Genomic DNA, 20449 nt, shown 5'->3' on the forward strand with positions numbered 1-20449 from the left:
CCTCGTCTGAACATGCTAAAATAAAATCCATATGTACAGTGATCACGGAATTCGGAAAGGAAGCTAAACGTATGACCGATTACACAGCAATGAAAGACGGAATATTCAAATCAGTTTGTTCGTTAGATTGCCCTGATCAGTGCGGTCTTTTAATACATAAAGAGAACGGAAAGATCGTTAAAGTTCAAGGAGATCCAGATCATCCAGTCACTCAAGGAAACATTTGCAATAAAGTGCGGAATGTCACAGCTCGTTTATATGATGAAAAACGTCTGACAACACCATTAAAACGTGTAGGTCAAAAAGGTGACCGGCAGTTTGCTCCAATTACGTGGGAAGAAGCGATTGAAACCATTCGTCAAAAATGGACAAAGCTGATCGAAGAAAAAGGACCAGAAAGCATTTTGCCTTACAGCTTCTATGGGAATATGGGGAATCTCAATGCAGAAGGAATGGACCGCCGCTTTTTCTATCGACTTGGCTCAAGTCAGCTAGACCGAACCATTTGTCAATCAGCCGGAACAACTGGCTATAAATATACAATGGGCGCAAGCATCGGGACAGACCCAGAAGAGACCATTCATACGAAACTATTTATCTTTTGGGGCATCAATGCGGTTTCAACCAATATGCATCAAATCACGTTGGCACAAAAAGCTCGAAAGCAAGGGGCTAAAATTGTCGTCATTGATGTGCACAAAAACCAAACGGGCCGGATGGCAGATTGGTTCATCCCGCTTCGCCCTGGCACTGACAGTGCGCTAGCTCTTGGGATCATGCATGTCCTTTTTAAAGAAGACCTCACAGATGCGTCATTTTTAGAGACTTACACGGTCGGTCACAATGAACTTCGCGAGCATGTGAAGCAGTACGATCCAGAAACGGTTGAACAGATCACGGGTGTCCCGAAAGAAGACATCATCACACTTGCGAGAATGTACGCAGAGACATCGCCGTCTCTCATTCGTATTGGCAATGGGCTACAGCATCACGATAATGGCGGTATGAGTATTCGAACCATCTCCTGCCTCCCTGCCCTCACCGGTCAATGGTTGCACAAAGGCGGCGGTGCGATGAAATCGAACTCTTCTTTTCTTAGTTATAATGAAATCGCTCTTCAGCGGCCGGAATTATTAAAGGAACGCAAACCTAGAACATTTAATATGAATCAGCTGGGCAGCGTGCTAACGAACGCAGAACCTTCTATTGATTCTCTTTTTGTCTACTCTTGCAACCCGGCTGTTGTGACACCTGAAGCAAATAAAGTAAGAGACGGTTTAATGCGGGAAGACTTATTTACGGTTGTCCATGACTTGTTCATGACAGAGACAGCCTCTTATGCGGATATTGTTCTGCCAGCGACCTCTGCCTTTGAAAATGAGGATTTTTATACTTCTTACTGGCATCATTACATTCAAATTCAAGAACCTGTTATAGAACGTTATGGAGAAAGCAAATCAAACACAGAAGTGTTTCGGCTTTTGGCTCATGCGATGGGCTTTGAAGATGAAGCCTTTAAAGACACAGATGCGGAACTAATGGAACAAGCTCTTCATCATCCTGAAAATCCGCACTATGAAAACATTTCATATCAAGCGTTAAAAGAGAAAAAGTGGATCAAAGCAAAACGAGGGCCTTTCGAAGATTTAAAGCTCCCTACCCCAAGCGGGAAAATTGAGCTTTACTCTGAACAAATGAAAAAAGATGGATATCCAGCCCTTCCAACCTATGTACCTTTATTCAAGGAAAGTGATTATCCACTGACGTTTATACCGGGACCAAACCATAATTTTCTTAATTCCACCTTCTCTCTTCATGAGAAGCATCAAAAGCTTGAGAAATGTCCGAAGCTTCATATGAATGAAAAAGATGCAAAAGAAAGACAGATTAAAGATGGGGACATGGTTCGTGTGCTGAATGATCGAGGAGAATGCGAGCTCATCGTGTCAGTCGGACAAAATGTGTTATCTGGCGTTGTTGTCAGCCAGGGATTATGGGCAGACCAAAAAGGCAAAAAACATTTGGTGAATGGCCTCACACCTGATCGTTTGGCAGATATGGGCGGTGGTGCGACGTTCTTTTCCGGCAGAGTCGAAGTTGAAAAATTATGATAGAAAGAGCCAGGAGTTTTGCTCCCGGCTCTTTTCTTTGACTTTTTTAATTGCCAATAAACAGCTGATTGGTCATCACATTTGCACTTCCGCTGCTTTGGTAGCCTTCTACAGTAAATGCCGTTTCATACATTTTCCCCATTGGCATCCCTAAGCTTTCCCATTTTTTAAAATGCGCACTGACGGAGACCGTTCCGCTTGTACGTTTCGTTTGACGTACACTCCAATATTGCTTGAAGGTTGCGATCCCGATAATGGAAGGCTGATTGACACGGGTTGTTTCATAAATGTCATATGTGCCCCCGTCTGCATAAAATGTTCCTTTATGTGTGCCTGTTGGACGGTATGTGCCCCATGAATCAACAATGTAGTATTCTGCTAATGGAGATTGTGTCCAGCCATAGACACATAAATAGGAATTCCCGACTGGGTTAAAACTTGCGTTGTAATTGATGGAGATGTTGCCAAGTTGATGGTGAGTTCTAGTGGAATCAAACTTTTTTCCTTTTCGAAATAAAGCATTTCCAATATTGTTCCAGCCTGCACTAAATGCCCCGCCGTTATTGAGTGTCATCGAGGTGTTTCCATAATCCTTCCATAATTCATAATCGTACCCGCTATGGTTACCCATTTCATTATTCGTAATAGTTCTCGCATGGGCTGGTACAGCCGTCAGTATAAGCGTCAGTCCAATACACATCACAAACAACAGTCTTAATTTTCTCAAATTCATCGTCCATTCCTCTCCTTTTTCATCCTTTTGATTCTGTCATCTCTAAGATGAAACGAATTCATCACCTCCTTTCATGCCCCACTCACTACTAGATTATCGATACTGTGCTAGATCCGCATGAATGTCTCTTGTGTTTGTATAAATGCTTTGATACAAACGAAAGAGATGATCATATACATCGACATGCTGTTGATTTGGTGTAAATACGGCCGCTTGATGGATAAACTGATCCGCGCACGCCTCGAGTGACTCGTACCAGCCGCATCCAACTGCTGCAAGCATCGCTGCACCTAACGCAGGCCCTTGCTCATTTTCAAGCTGAATCACCTTAGCTTGAAAAATATCTGCCTGCATTTGAAGCCATGTATGACTTCTCGCACCTCCACCAATGGACACAATAGCATCTATTCTTTTTCCGGCCTGCCTGAATAAAGCGATCGATTCATTTAATGAAAAAGTGATTCCTTCGAGCACAGCTCTAACCATATGCGCTTTTTCATGCCGGCTGTCTAATCCAATGAAGCTTCCACGAATGACTGAATCTGCATGAGGCGTTCTTTCCCCAACTAAATATGGCGTAAACAGCAATCCATTTGCGCCAGGCGCTATATCCTTTGCTCCGGCTAAAAGGGCTTTAAACGAATCATTTGGAGCAAGTAAAGATTTTATCCAATCGAGGCTATAACCTGCTGATAAAGTGACTCCCATTGTATAAAAAGCGTCTTTTTTGGCATGATGGAATAAATGCAAGTTTCCATTCAGCTCTCTGTTATGATTTTCTTCATAGGAAAGAATGACACCTGATGTGCCAATGCTGCATAGTGTGTGACCTGATGATAAAATGCCGGCACCAATGGCACCGCAAGCATTATCCGCTCCACCTGCAAAAACCTTCGCCTCTTCTGTCATCCCGGTTTCCTTTGCGATCTGCGGCAAAAGTGTTCCAACCTCCGCCTCCGATGAAACGAGCGGCGGGCAAATACGAATCGGAATATCAAAGGTTTGACAAATCTCCTCACTCCATGTTTGTTCTCCAATATCCAACAGTAACGTACCAGCCGCATCAGAATAGTCCATATGAATAGCGCCGGTTAATCGATATCTGACATAATCTTTTGGAAGTAAAAACAAATGGATTCGTTGATCAATTTCTGGTTCATGTTCCTTTACCCATAACAACTTTGGCAGTGTAAACCCTTCTAACGCCTGGTTTTTTGTGATCGCTTGCAGCCTGCCTCCTAGCTTTTCTGTCATGCGCACGCATTGCGATGTTGTTCTTGTGTCATTCCACAAAATAGCAGGCCTGAGCACCTGAAGGGATTCATCCAATAAAACAAGTCCGTGCATTTGTCCAGAAAAACTGATGCCTTCTACCTGCATTGACTGAACAGGCTTTCTCTCCATAAGTTCTGTCATCGCGGCCATCGTCTGCTCTACCCAGTCTTCAGGATTTTGCTCACAATAACCTGGTTTGCTTTGAATGAGGCGGTAAGATTTAGTCGTCTCGCAGCATACCTTCCCGCTCTCATCTACTAATATCGCTTTGACTCCGCTCGTTCCAAGATCAATTCCCATCACATACTTCATGTGTTCACTCCTTCAAAACAGCAGCCCGCTCCATTAATCTTCTAACAAATATTGATTCAATCTGGCTTTCAGCTGTTCCTCTCTGCCAGATTCGTTTCTGATGAGCGGATGTTTCAGTGCATATTCTTCTAATGTATGAAAGTTTGCCGTTCCTTCTGAAATCTCCCGTCCAATTCCTTCAGAAAAACTACGGTACCGGTGCTTGATCACATCTTCAAACACACGGTCTTCAATGAGTCTATGAGCCACCCGCAGCCCTTTTGCGAATGCATCCATCCCCGCAATATGGGCATACAGAAGATCTTCCAGTTCAAAGGAGGCTCTTCTGACTTTTGCATCAAAATTGAGACCGCCTGTTCCAAGTCCGCCATTTTGCAAAATTTCATACATGGCGAGTGTTGTGGCATATAAATCCGTTGGGAATTCATCTGTGTCCCAGCCTAGAAGGGAGTTTCCTTGATTGGCATCAACGGAACCGAGCAGTCCATGAATTCTTGCTACACGCAGCTCATGCTCAAACGTATGACCCGCTAATGTCGCATGATTGGCCTCGATATTTAATTTAAAGTGTGTATCCAATCCATATTGTTTTAAAAAGGCGATTGATGTCGCTGCATCCGTATCATATTGATGAGTTGTCGGTTCCTTCGGCTTTGGCTCAATTAAAAATTGACCTGTAAATCCAATTTCTTTTGCATAATCGACCGCCATATGCAAAAAGGTCGCCAAATGGTCAAGCTCTCTTTTCATATCTGTATTCAGTAGTGTGTCGTAACCTTCTCGTCCTCCCCAGAAAACATAATTTTCTGCGCCGAGTTCCTTTGCTGTTTCGATGCCCTTTTTCACTTGTGCAGCTGCATAGGCAAATACATCGGCATGACAGGATGTCGCTGCACCGTGAACAAATCTTGGATGCTTAAACATATTAGCCGTGTTCCATAGAAGCCGAACCCCGCTTTGCTGCATGTAATCTTTCATTCTTTCTATGATGATGTCTAACTGCTGATTGGTCTCTTGAAGCGTGTCGCCCTCTGGTGCAATATCACGGTCATGGAATGAAAAATACGGAACATCCAATAGATCAAAGAGCTGAAAAGCCACTTCCAATCTAGCTTTCGCCAAATCCATTCCACTATAAGAATCCCAAGCTCTTTTCATCGTGCCAGTTCCAAACATGTCTGTTCCATCAGCAGTCAGTGTATGCCAATAAGCGACGGAAAATCGCAGGTGGTCTTTCATTGTCTTTCCGCCAATCATTTCGCTCGGATTATAATATTTAAATGCGAATGGGTTCTTTGAATGTTTTCCTTCATATTGAATGTTGCCAATCCCCTGTAAACTACTTAACGAAGTCATATTTGATTTGACCATAAGTGATTCCCCCTATATATTCACTTAGTAAGTTGATTCAACAAACGAATAAACGAGTTTACCAACTAATCTCTTTGAATTTTCCATATTTTTTAGTTTTTTAGAAATATTTTCGTTATAATAAAATAAAAAGCATGTTTTATAGAGAATGAACACGATAAAAAGTGGCTTTTCTTCACTTAATCTAAAGACGAAACAAATGGAGTGGATACAATGGATATTGCGGATCAGAACTTTGTGAAAAAAATAAATCAAAAGCTATTGCTAAACGAAATTCTGCACCAAGCACCAATTTCCAGAGCAAAATTATCTGAACGCACTGGGTTAAATAAATCGACCGTTTCTTCTCAAGTGAGTACATTAATGAAAGAACATCTTGTTTATGAAATCGGTCAAGGCGAATCTAGCGGCGGAAGAAGACCCGTGCTTCTCATGTTTAATAAACGTGCAGGTTACTCTATCGGCATTGATGTCGGTGTTGATTATGTCAACGGCATTTTAACAGACCTTGAAGGGTCGATTATTCATAATGAGCAGCTCAAGCTCCCATCCAGCACACCTGATGTGACCGTCCGTATATTAATTGAATTGATTCAGCAGTTACGTTCGCACATCCCTTCTTCTCCATACGGGCTGATTGGTATAGGGATTTGTATACCAGGTCTGGTCGATGCAGATGAACAAATTGTGTTTACGCCTCATTCAAAATGGAAAAATGTCGATCTAAAAACAAGTCTCCAAGACACATTCCAAGTACCGGTTTTTATCGAGAATGAAGCAAATGCCGGTGCGTACGGTGAAAAAATCTTCGGTGCTGCTAAACATTATGACCATCTGATCTATGCAAGTATCGGCACTGGTATTGGAATAGGCATCATTATCAATCATCATTTATATAGAGGCACGAACGGTTTTTCTGGTGAAATGGGACATATGACGATCGACTTTAATGGACCGACATGTAGCTGCGGAAATCGTGGTTGCTGGGAACTGTATGCATCTGAGAAAGCACTGTTCCAATCGCTCCAAACAGATGGTCAGCCATTCACCTATCAAGATATTGAGCGGCTGGCGAAGTTAAATGATATGAAGACACTCAATGCCTTGCGTAACTTTGGCTTTTACATTGGGGTAGGTCTCACAAACGTTCTGCATACCTTCAACCCACAAGCCGTTATTTTACGAAACAAGGTCATTGAATCTGAGCAGGCCGTTCTAAGTGTCATTCAAGATGAAGTATCCTCTAGAATGGATGCACAATTCAGCTCACGGGTGGAGCTGCTTCCTTCGTCATTAGGACAAAACGCACCAGCCTTAGGGATGACATCTCTAGTCACTGAAGCTTTTTTGCGTGATGTCACGCCTTCACCATAATGGAATACATGTTAAAGAGAGACAGCCTTTAGAGTGTTGTCTTTTTTTATTCAGTTGTTTCTTCGTATCGAAAATACTTAAAATCGGCAGGCAGACGTTCGCCGCTTGTGTCTTGGCACTGCATTCCGACAAAAGCCCCTGTAAAGAACCCCCCTCCTCGAATAAAATCATCTGATAAATGGGTCGATTCAAGCGGTATATCTATTTTTTCCCACTCTTGTTGATCAAAAGAATAAGAATACGTGTACGTCTCTCTCTGAACAGTCACTTTTAAATACACATACGGAATCTCGTCTGGGATGATGATTTTTTTAATTAGCGGCTGAGAAAAGGCCAGATTTTCACACACAGATAACTCAAGGATACGGCCAAGCGCCTCGTCATAAGTCACCTGAAGTGCAGTCCAATTTTCCGTATTATAATAATTCACAAGTCCTGCCGCTTGCTGAAAGTTTTTCGGAAAGAAAGAAACTGCTGTCTCTGCTTCAAAATAAAAGCTTTGCCAGCGCCTCGCAACAAACGCTTGGGTAAATTTAGACGTTAAAGATTCCTGCCCATACAGCCTTAAATGATGAGGATTTTCCGTCACTGAACCAATCTGATCCGTAAATGGGATTCTTAATGTTTGAAAATGTCTATTTAACGATGAATCTTTAAATTCATCGACTATGTGATAGGTTGGAGAGAACTCTTTTACGCTCATCGCAGGCGCTTCAACCTCTAGGAGCCCCTCTTTTCCGCCTACCACATACGGCCAGCCATCTTTCCATTCAAGCTTTTGTATGGCTGTCTCTCTTCCTAAAGGGCACCAGCCTCTTTGCTGAAAAATGGATTCCTTACTTGAATGAATTGGGCGGCCAGTCAGATGAGCCATATACCATTCATTTGTATGCGTTTGTACAATGGAAGCATGCCCGCATTTTTGTAGTGGATGGCTAGGCGCATGAAAAGCCGTTAAAATTGGGTTGTCAGGATGAACCTCGTACGGCCCATCAATACGCGAGGAACGGGCGATTGTGGCTGCATGTTCGTAACGTGTTCCCCCTTCAGCTGTTAATAAATAATAGACATCATTGATGTAATAAAGATGCGGGGCTTCTGTCAGTTTGATTGGAGTGCCTTTAAAAATGACCTTCCGCTCACCGACCAGTTTTTTTTCAGATACACTATATTCCTGCAAGGCTATACCTGCAAAGGAGTGATGTTTTTCTCGATGGTCCCACAGCATATTCAACACGTATTTCTTTCCGCTTGGATCATGGAACAAGGAAGGATCAAACCCAGAACTATTGAGCCGAACCGGATCGCTCCACTCGCCATCTACTTCGTCAGCTGTGACCAAATAATTATGACCATCCTTAAACGGACCATCTACTACTTTAATATCTGAATAGATGAGCCAAAACTGACCATCCGCATAACTTAAACACGGCGCCCAAACCCCGCCGGAATCAGGATTTCCTTTCATATCGAGTTGAGAAGTTTTTTGCAAGGGACGCGCGGCGAGCCGCCAGTGGACGAGATCCTTCGAGTGATAAATTTGCACCCCCGGGAACCATTCAAATGTAGAAACCGCCATGTAATAGTCCTCTCCCGCACGGCAAATACTTGGGTCAGGGTTAAACCCTTTGAGCACTGGATTAGTAATCTTCAATTGAACTTCCTCCTCTTTCAGAGAACTACATTTTAAAGTCGTCCATATGATCGATATACACCTTGTCTCTATTCTCAAGCTCTCGTACGACTTTTTTATGTTTTTCTTCATCTAGGTTATAAAAATTAATATCAACCATCGCTAAAATTAGTAAGCATACAGGAATCACCGTTGTCGTGATTAAAATGCCCAGTAAAGCTTCTGGTGTTTGCACTTGGTTTGCAATATAACCAAATCGGTCAAGGACAAGCCCTGGAACGATGCCGCCTAAGGCCATCCCAAATTTAAAGAAGAAGCCAATCACTGCATAAATCAGTCCACCCATCCTTTTCCCTGTTTTATATTCGCCATATTCAACAGTTTCAGGAATGAGTGCCCACATGTAAGCACCTGCTGTAATACTCCCTGCAGCCGCAACGAGCCTGAAAACAAGTATTAAAGTGATTTGACTCGGCGGGATCACAAGTAAGGCAAGAAGGCCTACAATATTCAGCAATAATGAATAATTCAGCAGCTTTTTCTTTCCTAACAACTTGTGCAGCTTAGGAATAAACGGCAACACCATTAAAGCTGGCAGACTGCCAATCAGGCCGTACCACTTCACTAAATCTTCTCGGCCTAGGTTATACGTCACATAATAAATCCCGACTGAGTTGCTGATCGAGTTCACACCAAAGATAATGATAAAGAAAATGCTTAACACAACAAGCGGACGATTCACTCGTAACTGGACAAAGAGATCACTGAACTTGATCTTTTCCTCTGGCTTTTGAAGCGTGACGCGCTCATTCGTACTTTTAAAACAGAAAATCAGTAATCCGCCCCCAAGTACGCCGAGAAATGCCATCGTGATCTGCCAGCCAAGTGCTGTATTTCCTGTTGTATCACCCAAAAACGTCGCAAGAAACGGAACAAAAAAAGCAACAACTAACCCACCGAGATTTGCAAAAAGCATACGAACAGACGTAATACTGACGACCTCTTGGTTATTTCTTGTCATTGCGGAAGTTAAAGCACCATAAGGAACATTGATGAACGTGTATGTAAGCGATAAACCAACATACGTGATGTACGCATAAATGAGTTTTCCCATTTCGGAAAAATCCGGTGTCGTAAAACAAAGAATGGCAAGAACGGCAAAAGGTAACGCACCAAATAACAAATAAGGTCGAAACCGGCCAAAACGGCTGTTCGTTCGGTCAACCATCGCCCCAATAAACGGATCTGCAAGCGCATCGATGGCCCGAACCACCAAAAACATCGTCCCTGCTGCTGCTGCTGATAATCCATAGACATCCGTATAAAAAAATAATAGATACGTAGAGACAGTTGCATAAATTAAATTACATGCGAAATCTCCTGAAGCATACCCCACTTTTTCAGACATACGAATCTTCTTTAAATTCTCACTTACCATGAGTTTTCTCCCTTCTTCACTTAGCCTCTTCTAACGGACAGATGGTGCAGGGCAGCAGCAAACAATAGGTCGAAAATAAAGCGCTTTCAATTCGTTGTAAAAATGAAGCTGAACATCTCTTTCTTTCAGCTTAGCCCACATAGCAGCAAATCATTCGCTTTAAACAATAGATCAATAGATGATCGCCATCTTAGTTTATCGATTAAACAAACTAAGATGAATTCATTTTATAAAATATGATCTGACTTTTCAATATTTTTTGAAAAAATAATCCAAATAATTGATTTCTTGTCATTTTTTCTATGGTATGAGGATATGAACCTTCTTTTTATCTTCCAAAAACAAAGAGAACTCAAATAATGGTTGCATTCATACCAATCCCATGCTATATTAATCAAGCGATGAGCTGAATTGTGTAAGTCGGGTAACACGTCTCTTTGAGACACACACGAATGTGGCGTGTGGTTATTCCGCCTCAATACGCAAAAGACATCTTCTGATGAAGATGTCTTTTTTCTTACCCTATTTTGGTGCCATTTTCAACCGGCTCATCGGTGGCAAGCAGGACAACGTCTTCTTTTGACGGCATGCCTCCTAAGACAAGCACCTCTGATTTAAACCCGGCAATTCTTCTTGGCGGGAAATTGACCACTGCAATAATTTGTTTCCCAGTGAGATTCTCAGCCTGATAACGTTTTGTCAGCTGTGCACTAGATTGTTTTATGCCAATCTCATCCCCAAAGTCAATCTTCAGCTTGAAAGCAGGCACTCTTGCTTCTGCAAAAAATTCTGCTTCTACTATCGTCCCAACGCGAATGTCTAACGCTAAAAACTGTTCAATATCTGCCATTAGAATCTCTCTCCCTTTCAATCTTTCATAAAAAAGGTCACATTTTTCTTCTGCTAGATGACCACTTGTGTTCCACTAATTTCTTTATTGTAGCACACCCTACTCTTCTAAAAGAAAGAGTTAAAAAGCCTATTCATTGAAAATCCTTTTTAGTTTACATAATGATTTTATAGTAGTCTATTAAATGTTTGCATCATGAAAATGAATTCGGTAAAATGGCAAATAATCCTACTGCTTCCTCTCGAATATTTCGGGGAGGGTTAACACTTGTTTACATTATCAGATATGTGGACGTTTTGCTGGTCGTTTTTCGTCATTCTTCCTATCGTTGCCATCTTGCATCAGCTGGGTCACATTGTAGTCGCCTGGCTGTTTGGAGCAAAGGTTTCGTTTGCACTTGGCAGAGGCAAAAAAGTATTGAAAATAGGCGTCGTTGAAATTAGAAGAATCTATTTTCTAGATGCATTTTGCCACTATGAAGAAATGAGGAGAAATAACCGTTTCTCACACATTCTTGTCTACTTAGGCGGATCATTATGCAACCTGCTCAGTGTTCTCATATTGAACACAATGATCGCCAACGATTTCCTGCCAGAACATCAATTTTTCTATCAATTTGCTTACTTCTCAGTCTACTATGTATTTTTTGCTTTACTGCCAGTACAGTATGCAGATCATCATCCGAGTGATGGGCAAGCGATTGTGAACATCATTCGTCACGGTGAACCATGCGACATCATTGATTAAGATGAGTGGCTTTCACTGTCGATTTGATACTGAATCGTTAAAAAAGGAATACCGAATAGCTTCATTTGATGAATTGCTGTGAGACTTTTTTCCGTCTCCGGTTTCATATGAAAGCTTTCTTCCATTGGCAGTTTCATGGTGATGAAAGACGTATGCAAATACAATCCTTCATCACCCGTACTGCCTTTTGGACTTTTACTTTTTAATAGAAAATCTTCCTTTTCATTAAAAGGTTTTAAAATAGCCGTAAGCTGTGAAAAAGGAAGCGGCAAAGCAATATTCATATAGACTGTCTCTTCATCATGGTGCTGGGCATAGAGCGCATAAAAGACTTGCTCGCCTTTCTCATTGCGCCTGATCCACACACGTACATTCTTCCTTTCTTCAAGAGGATGTTGAAATCTTGAAAGACTCCCCGGCATTTCATATGGCATTCGTGATGACCCTAAATAGAGCTGTCCTATTTGTCTAAAAATAGGTTGAAGCAAAAAGACAAACGGCCTTACCCACCAATGAAAACAGACGGCTGCTTTTAACGTAAAGGACATCGGGCCCTCATAAAATCTGCGAATAACCGGTGACACACTCTCTGCTGAAAATGCCTTTCCATTTAATTGGTCAAGAGAATCGACTAAACCAATCTTCTCATCATGCTGCATGTCGTCATGTTGAAAAGACATGATCTGAAAACGACCGTGAACTCTCGATACCGGAAAATCCTTCTGTTTCAATCGATCAGCTGGTCTTTCAATCAACCATCCAATGAGGCCTGGTAAAATAACCAAACTTGCATTGATACTGCCATGAAACCAAATCATTTGATCCATGCTGATGTAGGTAACATGTAAAAGCATTCCGGCAGAATAAAGGAATGATAGGACGATCGTTCCCATTAACATGATGCTAGAAAACACAACGAACCCTTTTGCGACAGTTGAACGAAAAGAAGTTTTCATACACAAAATTCCATACAAATAAAGTGCTATCACATAAAGAACGACGCTGAACGTATCAAACAGGCGAGAATAGCTGATTCCAACAGCAATCATCACTGGCGACAGTAAAATAACCCAGCCGCCCACTTTGTATAGCGTCGTCTCTTTTTTCCGTTGCCTTCCTAATAAGCCATAAAAGATAGGGATAAAAAAAGCCGAGTAATGAAAATGAATAGCAGTCAAAAGTACAATCATCGGTGAAAATGTCATCACTTGTATATCTGCTATGTACAGCCAGAACCAAAGCCCACCTAGAGCGATATACATACATGCGCCATCGATCATCAGCTCATGAAGCGGATGAGCCCCTCTTTTCAGCAAACGGGTGAAACCAAATAAAGCCAGAATCATTGTAAAGAAAAGCCATCCCAATGCAAGCCAAAGAGAATGATAGATGAATGCGCCTGTTGCACATAGAGCTGCTACTGGAAAGGCTTTCATTATGAAACCGATCAGCCCCTTCTGCTGCCGTTTCTTCTCTTCCTGATAAAAAAAGTGTAAGAAAGCGGGAAGAAAAAATAAAATCGCAATCAAAACAAAAAATTCTGGTATGGGAGCTGTCGTCAAACGTGTAACGAGAAAGCAGGACATCAACACGATGCTACACATCAAATGCCATTTATTCATAAGGTGACACCCTTTCCGTAAACCGGCCCTTATAAGTAAAAAGAGTGCCAAAAAGGCGATTTTTCACTTGAACATCAATCGTATACTCACCTGCACGCTCATCGTACCCTTCTGTTACATCAGATTCACCATAAAGCCAAGAAGGGAGCGGCCACTCCCGCCCAAACAGCAAAAACTTTTGCTTACCTGATTGAATGTGCAAGAACCCTTTTTCCGTGACTGTAAAATGAAGCTCTGACACAAGAAGCCTAGGTTTTCCAAAGTAGTCCAGTACTTGATGGCTCTTCTGATCAATGATCATATCTGCATCAAAATGTCTTTCCTTGTCAGGAAAATAGAACGTTCGAAACCAGTGCATCCCTTCTTCTCCTTTACTTGTAGTAAAAGGCTTGTTCACAATTTGGAAGGGAATATTTCGCCCTCTTTCAGGAAAAAAACAGCGAAACAATGGGCCTATTTTGAATAACAATCGGATGAGCTTTGTCCCGCCTCCTATTTCCTCCATGATGCCTTCGGCCGTAAACGCGCGGTTATAACGTTCTTTTAATGTTGGATGCAGCTTATCGTAATCCTTTACTTGATGATGATGAGCGACCATGTCTACCTCCCCTTTTTCGTTTGATCGAAAACACATCTACACAATCTTTTAAATTAATCATTCCTGCAACGGATAAAATGAAAAATGCACTCAGCACCAGCGGCTCGTGCAGAGTCGTTTCTGGCGATAAAATCCCTATACCAAGCATCAGCAACAGAAAGATGCTTTGAAGGATGAATATATATTTCTTTGGCAGTTTAGGCATGAGCCATGATACACCTAATAGCGCATAAAACAATCGAAATCCGGTGCTATGTTCAAAAGCAGAAGGTGAAAAAGGAATGATCGCTTGACATAACCAGACGATAGCAAACAACAAACAAATGCCATAATGGGCAAGTGTTCTCTCTAGCAGCAACCGGGGATGCGTGCCCTTTTCAAGCCACGTCTTTAATGCGCCAAAGCTAAAGGCAGTCATAAACCCCATCATTGGTCGAAAAAACAAACGGTCTGCCCATTTCCACCCTTTTCCTTCCTTTGTTTCATAATCAAATTGCGTTTGAAACACAATGTGATCATTCGTTTTCATGTATTTCCAATACCCTCCGCCTTCTTTGATGAAAGACAAAGGGTGTGATGATTTAAATTGAAGTGAGGATGCTCTTTCATGACGCTCATCCTTCACGCTCGTTCGATACGCTCCTGTCCCAGTTACACTAATGCCGAATCCAAGGTGTTTCTCATACAAAAAGGATTGGGGCTGTTCATCACTAGGTCCATTTAATGAAATGGTCGAAAATCGCAAATCCCATTGTTCATGAAGCTTTGGATTTTGCGTATACTCCCATACTTTTTCAATAGGTGCTTGAATGGTTGTTTCCACATAAACAGGCTTTCTTTTCATCTGCCTCTACTCCTCTATGTGAATTATTTCACATAATAAGCATACCATGTTTCACAAAACTGTCAAATCTTTATTGGTTTTTTGCCCAAAAAATGTTTTGATTTGTTTACATCTCCTTCATCATATCGGTTCGATACATAAAAAAGACCTGTCAATGAGACAGATCTTCTTGCTCTTTGATGCCTGCAATATAAAGACGGACCGCATAGCTCACACTATCTTCAAGCTGTTCTTTCCGTTGAAATCCTTTTTTGTTTGAAATATCTCCAAAACCGTGTAGTAAGCTTCTGAGCCCTCTCACGACATGCGTCATGTCCTCTTCTTTTACACCAAAACGAGACATGATGGATTGGACAAAATCAGCAAGATTCTCTGCAGCCACACTGACTTCTTTTTCATTCATATGTGAAAAAGCAGCCTCATAAAGACCGGGATGCTGACGAACAAATTGAACATATTGTCTTGCAAATGCTAAAACAGCGTCTTCTTTTTCCAGCCCCGCTGTTACTTGTTTGCCGGCCTCACAAAGCATTGTCAGCCCCTTGACAGCAAGAGCTGCCTGTATTTCATGAAGGCCGGATATATGGTTGTAAAGAGATGGTGGTCTGATGTTAAGCCGTTTGGACAATGTAGCAATAGTCAAAGCGGAAAAGCCCTCTTCATCGACAAATTCGATGGCAGATTCAACAATTTTTTCTTGTGTGATACCCATTCTTGGAGACATGGCTTACTGTCCCCCCTTTTGTAGCTGCTGCTTCCTTTTTTCGATAGCGGCTCTGAGCTTTGCCTCAGGCTCTATGATGAGATCACCATGCCCTGCTGCGAGACAAGACAAGGGAAGTGCCAGTAATTTTTCAGCGCTTTTTAGTGCTGTTTCTGCATCCCAAGTGGCAAAAGCCGGGAATGGGAAGGTGAAGCGAAACTCACCCGTTACAAATAAACCGCCTTTTGTCACAACTGCATCACCCGCAATGACAACCCCTGACTTTTCATCGTATAAAGAGATGCTTCCTGGTGTATGTCCTGGTGTGGCAATGACTTTCAGGGACCCAATCTCGTCCCCTTCTTCAACAAGCACGTCTGGTTTTGTGTGAATGTCTTTTGAAAAACTGCCTTTGACTTTTTTCTCTGGCTCACCAGGAAGTAAAGAGAAATCGCCAGCAAACAGGCGAGCATCTCGTTTCGATAAATAAACAACTGCCTCTGGAAAAGCCTTTTTCACTTCATCTAGTGCGCCAATATGATCCATATGACTATGAGTCAGAATAATTTTTTTAATGGGTTTGTTTAATTGATGTGCAAATTCAATTATCGAGCTTGCTGCCATTTTCAAAGCTGCATCAATTAAGATGAGTTCATTCTCTTCCTCAAATACATAACAATTTACCGGAAAAATACGCGGCATTAATGTAAGCTGGTGCAAACGGTCAAATGTTGTCAATCTCATCTTGTTTTCCCCCTAAAACTAATGTCGTTAGTTTTATATTAACTAATATCATTAGTTTTAGCAACTATTTTTTCATCGACAGCAATATAAATATCAATTTGCGCTTCTTTTGGATCAATCGATCGTTCGTCGTACCATTCAAAATCGCCAGTATATGTTCGCAAATAACGCTGATCCCAACTCCAAATCTGCTGCCATGTTTCAAACACAACTTCTTCAATCGGGCCCTTTCTCGTTTGAAATCTTGCGTAGGTGGAGCCTGGAATCTCTTTTGCATCTTGTGCTAGCTGCTGGTCAACCAATTGCCCCGCTGTGAACAAATAAGCACCATTTTCATCCTTTTCATAATCTGAATACAGCCCTATGACTGGCGCATGTCCTCCGCGAAGCTGCTGTGTGAAAAATTGCTGCCAAAGCGGTGCAATCTTCCGCTCGTTTGTTTGCTCCATTTCGTTTGTTGTTCGAACAGATAATCCCTTGATCCATTGTTTCTGTAAAATCACGATATCGTACATACATTCTCATCTCCTTTTTTCCATCATATAAAAAGAAACCTGACAACATTGTGTCAAGTTCCTTTTGGTTTTTGAAATTGTTTCAACTTGAGATCAAACGCTTCCCGAACGGATGGCGGAGAGACAATCTCGATATCTGGCCCTAAATAAAAAAGAAAGCTATATAACCAATCATCCTGAGGCAACGTGATTGTGGCAAGATACGTACCATCTGCACATACGGTGAATTCATTTTCATCTATCCATTCCTTCACTTTACCAACAGAATCTTCAGTCAACCTGAGCGTTAGTGTACTGACGGAAGGTTCTTCGTGCCAAGAATCATTCCAAGGCTTTTCTTCATTTTTTATTCGTTTAGAAAGAAAGGATACTGAATGCGTGATAAGGTCTGACATTCTTTTGAGTTTAAACAGGCGAAACGCTTTTTTCACGCAGCAATACGCATACAAATACCAGTGTCTTTCTTTTAAGACAAGTGTATAAGGCTCTACTTTTCTAGGAAGTGTTTCGCCTTTTGCATTGCGGTAGGTGAACTGGATATATTGATGCGCTGAGGCAGCGGTATGAATGAGCTGGAGCTTCTTTTCTAAATAGCTGTCTTTCCCCCAAGAGCTTAAATCAATAAATACATGTTGCTGTTTTTCATTTTGAGGCGGAATCAGGGATTTCATTTTCTTTAGTACATGTTCACTTTCTTTAAAGGTGTATGCACTCGTAATGCCTTCAAGAGCTGTTAAAATCAGTTCAATATCATCATCGGTGAATAATTTTTTCTCTAGACGATAGTCGTCAACGAGTGAAATTCCCCCCCCTGCGCCTTGTTTTGTGACAACTGGAATCCCCGCTTGATTAATCGTATAAATGTCACGGTATATGGTTCTCACGCTCACTTCATGTAGTTCAGCGAGGTCTTTCGCCTGTACTTGCCGTTTGCTAATCAGTATCATCACAATAGACAAAATGCGATCGATTTTCATGACTTTTCCTCTTTTTCATAAATATAGGTTTTGATTTGATAAAAAAAGAAAGAATGGTAATGATAAGTAACAGCCAGCATTTGTTTACATCCCTGCCTGTGCAGGAGGAGGTTGCATCATGACACATTACGTATGGCAGTTGTTCATGATCGGGATCGTCATGCTCGTCTGGATCATCATTCGAATGAATCGAATGAGACGCTATCAGCTTGTGCGCCCGGTAAATCTTTTCATGAGAATGTATGTATTTAGTCTCACTGCCCTTATTCTCTTATCAGAAGGATGGCAAAATCACAGTATTTTTATCTATGCCGTCATTGGCATGATCTTCGGGAGCAGTCTCGCCATTCACGCCTATCAGACGATTCAGATGAAATTAGAAAATGGCCGGCTGTATATGAAAACAAGTAAATGGATTGAAAGCTTTATTTTATGTTTGTTTTTATCTAGGCTTGCATTTAAATCGGTCAATCTGACAACACATGCGATCACCAAAATGGATATCGTTGAATTGTATCAGCATATTGTCAGCGATGATGCGCTGACAATACTCAGCTTTTTCCTTCTAGCGGCTTACTATATTGTGTTTTCTTATCAAATGATGAAAGCAAATAAACGATCAACCCAAGTACATCATGCATAAAAAACCTTCCTATATAAAAGTAGGAAGGTTTTTTCTCAATCATGCTGTGCATGGTGTATCATTTGTTCAAGCACTTCCATTACATGCTGATCTTCAGGACTGTAAAAAATCGAGGTCCCTGCTCGTCTAGATTTCACGAGACGAAGATTTTTTAAAAAGCGCAGCTGATGAGATACGGTTGATTGCATAAGGTTTAGTGTTTCTGCTATATCATTTACTGAATGTTCACCTTGAGACAGCAAATGCAGAATACGAATACGCGTCGGATCAGATAAGGCTTTAAATGTTTGGGAGACAAGAAATAGACTTTCTTCGTCCAGCTCCATCCGTTCCTGTTCTTGATTTGTATTCAGTTCTTCCTTCATTTCGCTTCACCTTTCTTGTCAGTCAACTCACGACTTATTCTATGTATCATCATATACCAAAACGTGTAGCATGCAAAGCTTCCACACCTTTTGAAAAAAGATTTATTCAAATAGCATTGACACGTGGTAGCATTCTTTTTAAAATGAGCATTATTTATTCATTTTTTTAGAGGAGCTGATAGGCAAATTGACTGAAGAGCCAAGACTAAAACGCAGCCTGACTGTTTTTCCACTTGTTGTGATCGGGCTTGCTTATATGGACCCACTTGTCGTATTTGATTCATACGGCATTGTTGCTCAGCTGACGAAAGGACACGTTGCTGCAGCTTATATCTTTACTTTACTGGCATTACTATTGACAGCGCTTAGCTATGGGAATATGGTGAAGGCTTTTCCAAAAGCAGGATCTGCATATACATACGCGCAAAAAAGTATTCATCCTCACGTCGGCTTCCTTGTAGGCTGGACACTATTGCTAGACTATTTATTTTTGCCTATGGTGAATTTTGCAATCGGAAGTGCATATTTAACCGCAGCCTTTCCTGATGTACCTCATTACATTTGGATCATCATACTTGCTATCGCCATAACGACTGTCAATGTAATCGGTATACGTCTTACAGCCAACATTACAGCGCTATTTGTGACCTTTCAGGTGATTGTCGCTGTGACATTTGTTGGGTTTATTATTTATGGGCTCACGCAGCATGCAGGCACGGGAGAGTTACTGTCAGCCCGTCCGTTTTATTCAGCGAGCTTAGATCCCGCCCTTATTTTTTCCGGCGCAACGATTTTATGTTTTTCTTTTCTAGGATTTGATGCGATTTCGACCATGTCTGAGGAAACAATTAAACCAAAAAGAACGATTCCTCTCGCCATATTTTTAACGGTCGCTATTGGAGGTGTGTTGTTTACCCTTACCTCTTATTTTTTACAGCAGGTGTTTCCAAATTTTCAACAGTTCAAGCATCCAGATGCGGCATCACTTGAAATTGCAGAATTTGTGGGCGGCGCGTTTCTCCACTCATTCTTTTTAGCCGGCACCATGGTCGCTGTCATCTCTTCCTCCCTATCATCACATGCGAGTGCCGCAAGACTCTTGTATGCGATGGGAAGAGATCAATCATTACCAAAGCGTTTCTTCGGTTATATTCACCCAACATTGAAAACGCCTGTATTTAATATTTTATTAATTGGTGTTTTTTCGTTAACCGCAGTTGTTGGTGAGCTTGAGGTCATTTACTCGTTTATCAGCTTCGGGGCATTAATTGGATTTACGTTTGTTAACTTGTCTGTTTTCGCTTACTATTTCATCAAACAAAAACAAAGAGGTGTATTAAACACACTGAGGTATGCTATCATCCCTCTTTGCGGAACGGCTTTTTGTATTTGGCTCTTAACAAGCATCAGTACAAATGCATTAATCATCGGCATGGTGTGGCTCATGATCGGTTTTGTTTATTTCTGCTATAGACTGAAAACAAGAACAGAATTTACGTTTGGATATGATTGAATATAAGGTTTTCACTTGGTATCCTGTGCAGGATATGGCATAATATAAAGGCTGTACTTCCCTTTTAAAAGCGGGGCAAAA

At 41.5% G+C, this 20449-nt stretch carries 19 protein-coding genes; 5 read left to right on the forward strand and 14 right to left on the reverse strand.

The annotated features are described in order from the left end of the window. Positions 1-71: 71 nt before the first annotated feature. Positions 72-2111 carry a molybdopterin oxidoreductase family protein gene (locus NSQ64_RS10755; RefSeq protein ID WP_341016438.1) on the forward strand — a complete coding sequence of 680 codons (2040 nt, stop codon included), beginning with the start codon at positions 72-74 and terminating at the stop codon, positions 2109-2111. A 46-nt stretch (positions 2112-2157) separates the two neighbouring features. On the opposite strand, the gene NSQ64_RS10760 is transcribed toward NSQ64_RS10755, so the two are convergent. From NSQ64_RS10760 to xylA, 3 genes are all read right to left on the reverse strand, one after another. After that, positions 2158-2844 (reverse strand): glycoside hydrolase family 11 protein, encoded by a 687-nt coding sequence (locus tag NSQ64_RS10760; protein ID WP_008346560.1) that lies wholly within the window; start codon positions 2842-2844, stop codon positions 2158-2160. A gap of 93 nt (positions 2845-2937) precedes the next feature. Beyond that, a complete protein-coding gene (gene xylB / locus NSQ64_RS10765; protein ID WP_341016440.1) occupies positions 2938-4431 on the reverse strand; it encodes a xylulokinase in 1494 nt (497 codons plus the stop codon). Positions 4432-4464: 33 nt separating this feature from the next. Next, entirely contained in the window at positions 4465-5802 is a 1338-nt protein-coding gene (xylA, locus tag NSQ64_RS10770) for a xylose isomerase (protein ID WP_024718319.1), read from the reverse strand. Between the two features lie 213 nt (positions 5803-6015). On the opposite strand from xylA, the gene xylR reads away from it, so the two are divergent. After that, a complete protein-coding gene (xylR, locus tag NSQ64_RS10775; RefSeq protein WP_335352412.1) occupies positions 6016-7176 on the forward strand; it encodes a transcriptional repressor XylR in 1161 nt (386 codons plus the stop codon). A 46-nt stretch (positions 7177-7222) separates the two neighbouring features. On the opposite strand, the gene NSQ64_RS10780 is transcribed toward xylR, so the two are convergent. The 3 genes from NSQ64_RS10780 to csaA form a co-directional block, all read right to left on the reverse strand. Further along, on the reverse strand, positions 7223-8830 hold the full coding sequence (locus NSQ64_RS10780) for a glycoside hydrolase family 43 protein (RefSeq protein WP_341016443.1): 1608 nt from the start codon (positions 8828-8830) through the stop codon (positions 7223-7225). A gap of 25 nt (positions 8831-8855) precedes the next feature. After that, on the reverse strand, positions 8856-10247 hold the full coding sequence (locus NSQ64_RS10785; protein WP_045034982.1) for an MFS transporter: 1392 nt from the start codon (positions 10245-10247) through the stop codon (positions 8856-8858). 517 nt (positions 10248-10764) lie between these two features. Further along, complete coding sequence (csaA, locus tag NSQ64_RS10790; protein WP_017367427.1) at positions 10765-11097, reverse strand: chaperone CsaA; 333 nt, start codon at positions 11095-11097, stop codon at positions 10765-10767. 267 nt (positions 11098-11364) lie between these two features. Here csaA and NSQ64_RS10795 point away from each other — a divergent pair, with 267 nt between their 5' ends. After that, the gene (locus tag NSQ64_RS10795) at positions 11365-11844 is read left to right on the forward strand and encodes a hypothetical protein (RefSeq protein ID WP_007500681.1); all 480 of its coding nucleotides are present in this window, start codon (positions 11365-11367) and stop codon (positions 11842-11844) included. Here the strand turns inward: NSQ64_RS10795 and NSQ64_RS10800 are convergent. From NSQ64_RS10800 to NSQ64_RS10830, 7 genes are all read right to left on the reverse strand, one after another. Further along, a complete protein-coding gene (locus tag NSQ64_RS10800) occupies positions 11841-13466 on the reverse strand; it encodes a YndJ family protein (RefSeq protein WP_341016447.1) in 1626 nt (541 codons plus the stop codon). The two genes, NSQ64_RS10795 and NSQ64_RS10800, sit on opposite strands and share 4 nt — an antisense overlap. Beyond that, entirely contained in the window at positions 13459-14064 is a 606-nt protein-coding gene (locus tag NSQ64_RS10805; RefSeq protein WP_341016449.1) for a DUF4166 domain-containing protein, read from the reverse strand. The genes NSQ64_RS10800 and NSQ64_RS10805 overlap by 8 nt, the downstream gene beginning before the upstream one ends. Further along, entirely contained in the window at positions 14027-14908 is an 882-nt protein-coding gene (locus tag NSQ64_RS10810) for a membrane protein (protein WP_039169644.1), read from the reverse strand. The genes NSQ64_RS10805 and NSQ64_RS10810 overlap by 38 nt, the downstream gene beginning before the upstream one ends. Before the next feature lie 151 nt (positions 14909-15059). Beyond that, positions 15060-15632, reverse strand: a complete 573-nt coding sequence (locus tag NSQ64_RS10815) for a TetR/AcrR family transcriptional regulator (RefSeq protein WP_008346533.1) — start codon at positions 15630-15632, stop codon at positions 15060-15062. Positions 15633-15635: 3 nt separating this feature from the next. Beyond that, positions 15636-16355 carry an MBL fold metallo-hydrolase gene (locus NSQ64_RS10820; RefSeq protein ID WP_160757594.1) on the reverse strand — a complete coding sequence of 240 codons (720 nt, stop codon included), beginning with the start codon at positions 16353-16355 and terminating at the stop codon, positions 15636-15638. Between the two features lie 38 nt (positions 16356-16393). Next, positions 16394-16870 (reverse strand): GyrI-like domain-containing protein, encoded by a 477-nt coding sequence (locus NSQ64_RS10825; RefSeq protein WP_046526860.1) that lies wholly within the window; start codon positions 16868-16870, stop codon positions 16394-16396. 53 nt (positions 16871-16923) lie between these two features. Then, positions 16924-17847 carry a helix-turn-helix transcriptional regulator gene (locus tag NSQ64_RS10830; protein ID WP_341016451.1) on the reverse strand — a complete coding sequence of 308 codons (924 nt, stop codon included), beginning with the start codon at positions 17845-17847 and terminating at the stop codon, positions 16924-16926. Positions 17848-17965: 118 nt separating this feature from the next. Here NSQ64_RS10830 and NSQ64_RS10835 point away from each other — a divergent pair, with 118 nt between their 5' ends. Further along, positions 17966-18490, forward strand: coding sequence for a mother cell-specific membrane sporulation protein (locus tag NSQ64_RS10835; RefSeq protein WP_144665611.1), 525 nt, complete (start codon positions 17966-17968; stop codon positions 18488-18490). Between the two features lie 35 nt (positions 18491-18525). On the opposite strand, the gene czrA is transcribed toward NSQ64_RS10835, so the two are convergent. Then, positions 18526-18855 (reverse strand): Zn(II)-responsive metalloregulatory transcriptional repressor CzrA, encoded by a 330-nt coding sequence (gene czrA / locus NSQ64_RS10840; protein ID WP_007500691.1) that lies wholly within the window; start codon positions 18853-18855, stop codon positions 18526-18528. A 187-nt stretch (positions 18856-19042) separates the two neighbouring features. Between czrA and NSQ64_RS10845 the strand changes: the two genes are divergently transcribed. Further along, positions 19043-20368, forward strand: a complete 1326-nt coding sequence (locus tag NSQ64_RS10845) for an APC family permease (RefSeq protein WP_341016455.1) — start codon at positions 19043-19045, stop codon at positions 20366-20368. Positions 20369-20449: the final 81 nt, after the last annotated feature.

The sequence above is a fragment of the Bacillus sp. FSL W8-0183 genome, from assembly GCF_038006825.1.
GTDB lineage: Bacteria > Bacillota > Bacilli > Bacillales > Bacillaceae > Bacillus > Bacillus altitudinis.

Excerpts from the sequence above, each read along its gene's own strand:
- NSQ64_RS10820 (WP_160757594.1), bottom strand. The coding sequence starts at position 16,355 with ATGAGATTGACAACATTTGACCGTTTGCACCAGCTTACATTAATGCCG.
- NSQ64_RS10760 (WP_008346560.1), bottom strand. The coding sequence starts at position 2,844 with ATGAATTTGAGAAAATTAAGACTGTTGTTTGTGATGTGTATTGGACTG.
- NSQ64_RS10800 (WP_341016447.1), bottom strand. The coding sequence starts at position 13,466 with ATGAATAAATGGCATTTGATGTGTAGCATCGTGTTGATGTCCTGCTTT.
- NSQ64_RS10810 (WP_039169644.1), bottom strand. The coding sequence starts at position 14,908 with ATGAAAAGAAAGCCTGTTTATGTGGAAACAACCATTCAAGCACCTATT.
- NSQ64_RS10825 (WP_046526860.1), bottom strand. The coding sequence starts at position 16,870 with ATGTACGATATCGTGATTTTACAGAAACAATGGATCAAGGGATTATCT.
- csaA (WP_017367427.1), bottom strand. The coding sequence starts at position 11,097 with ATGGCAGATATTGAACAGTTTTTAGCGTTAGACATTCGCGTTGGGACG.
- NSQ64_RS10805 (WP_341016449.1), bottom strand. The coding sequence starts at position 14,064 with ATGGTCGCTCATCATCATCAAGTAAAGGATTACGATAAGCTGCATCCA.
- NSQ64_RS10785 (WP_045034982.1), bottom strand. The coding sequence starts at position 10,247 with ATGGTAAGTGAGAATTTAAAGAAGATTCGTATGTCTGAAAAAGTGGGG.
- NSQ64_RS10835 (WP_144665611.1), top strand. The coding sequence starts at position 17,966 with ATGACACATTACGTATGGCAGTTGTTCATGATCGGGATCGTCATGCTC.
- NSQ64_RS10815 (WP_008346533.1), bottom strand. The coding sequence starts at position 15,632 with ATGTCTCCAAGAATGGGTATCACACAAGAAAAAATTGTTGAATCTGCC.
- czrA (WP_007500691.1), bottom strand. The coding sequence starts at position 18,855 with ATGAAGGAAGAACTGAATACAAATCAAGAACAGGAACGGATGGAGCTG.
- xylR (WP_335352412.1), top strand. The coding sequence starts at position 6,016 with ATGGATATTGCGGATCAGAACTTTGTGAAAAAAATAAATCAAAAGCTA.
- xylA (WP_024718319.1), bottom strand. The coding sequence starts at position 5,802 with ATGGTCAAATCAAATATGACTTCGTTAAGTAGTTTACAGGGGATTGGC.
- NSQ64_RS10830 (WP_341016451.1), bottom strand. The coding sequence starts at position 17,847 with ATGAAAATCGATCGCATTTTGTCTATTGTGATGATACTGATTAGCAAA.
- NSQ64_RS10755 (WP_341016438.1), top strand. The coding sequence starts at position 72 with ATGACCGATTACACAGCAATGAAAGACGGAATATTCAAATCAGTTTGT.
- xylB (WP_341016440.1), bottom strand. The coding sequence starts at position 4,431 with ATGAAGTATGTGATGGGAATTGATCTTGGAACGAGCGGAGTCAAAGCG.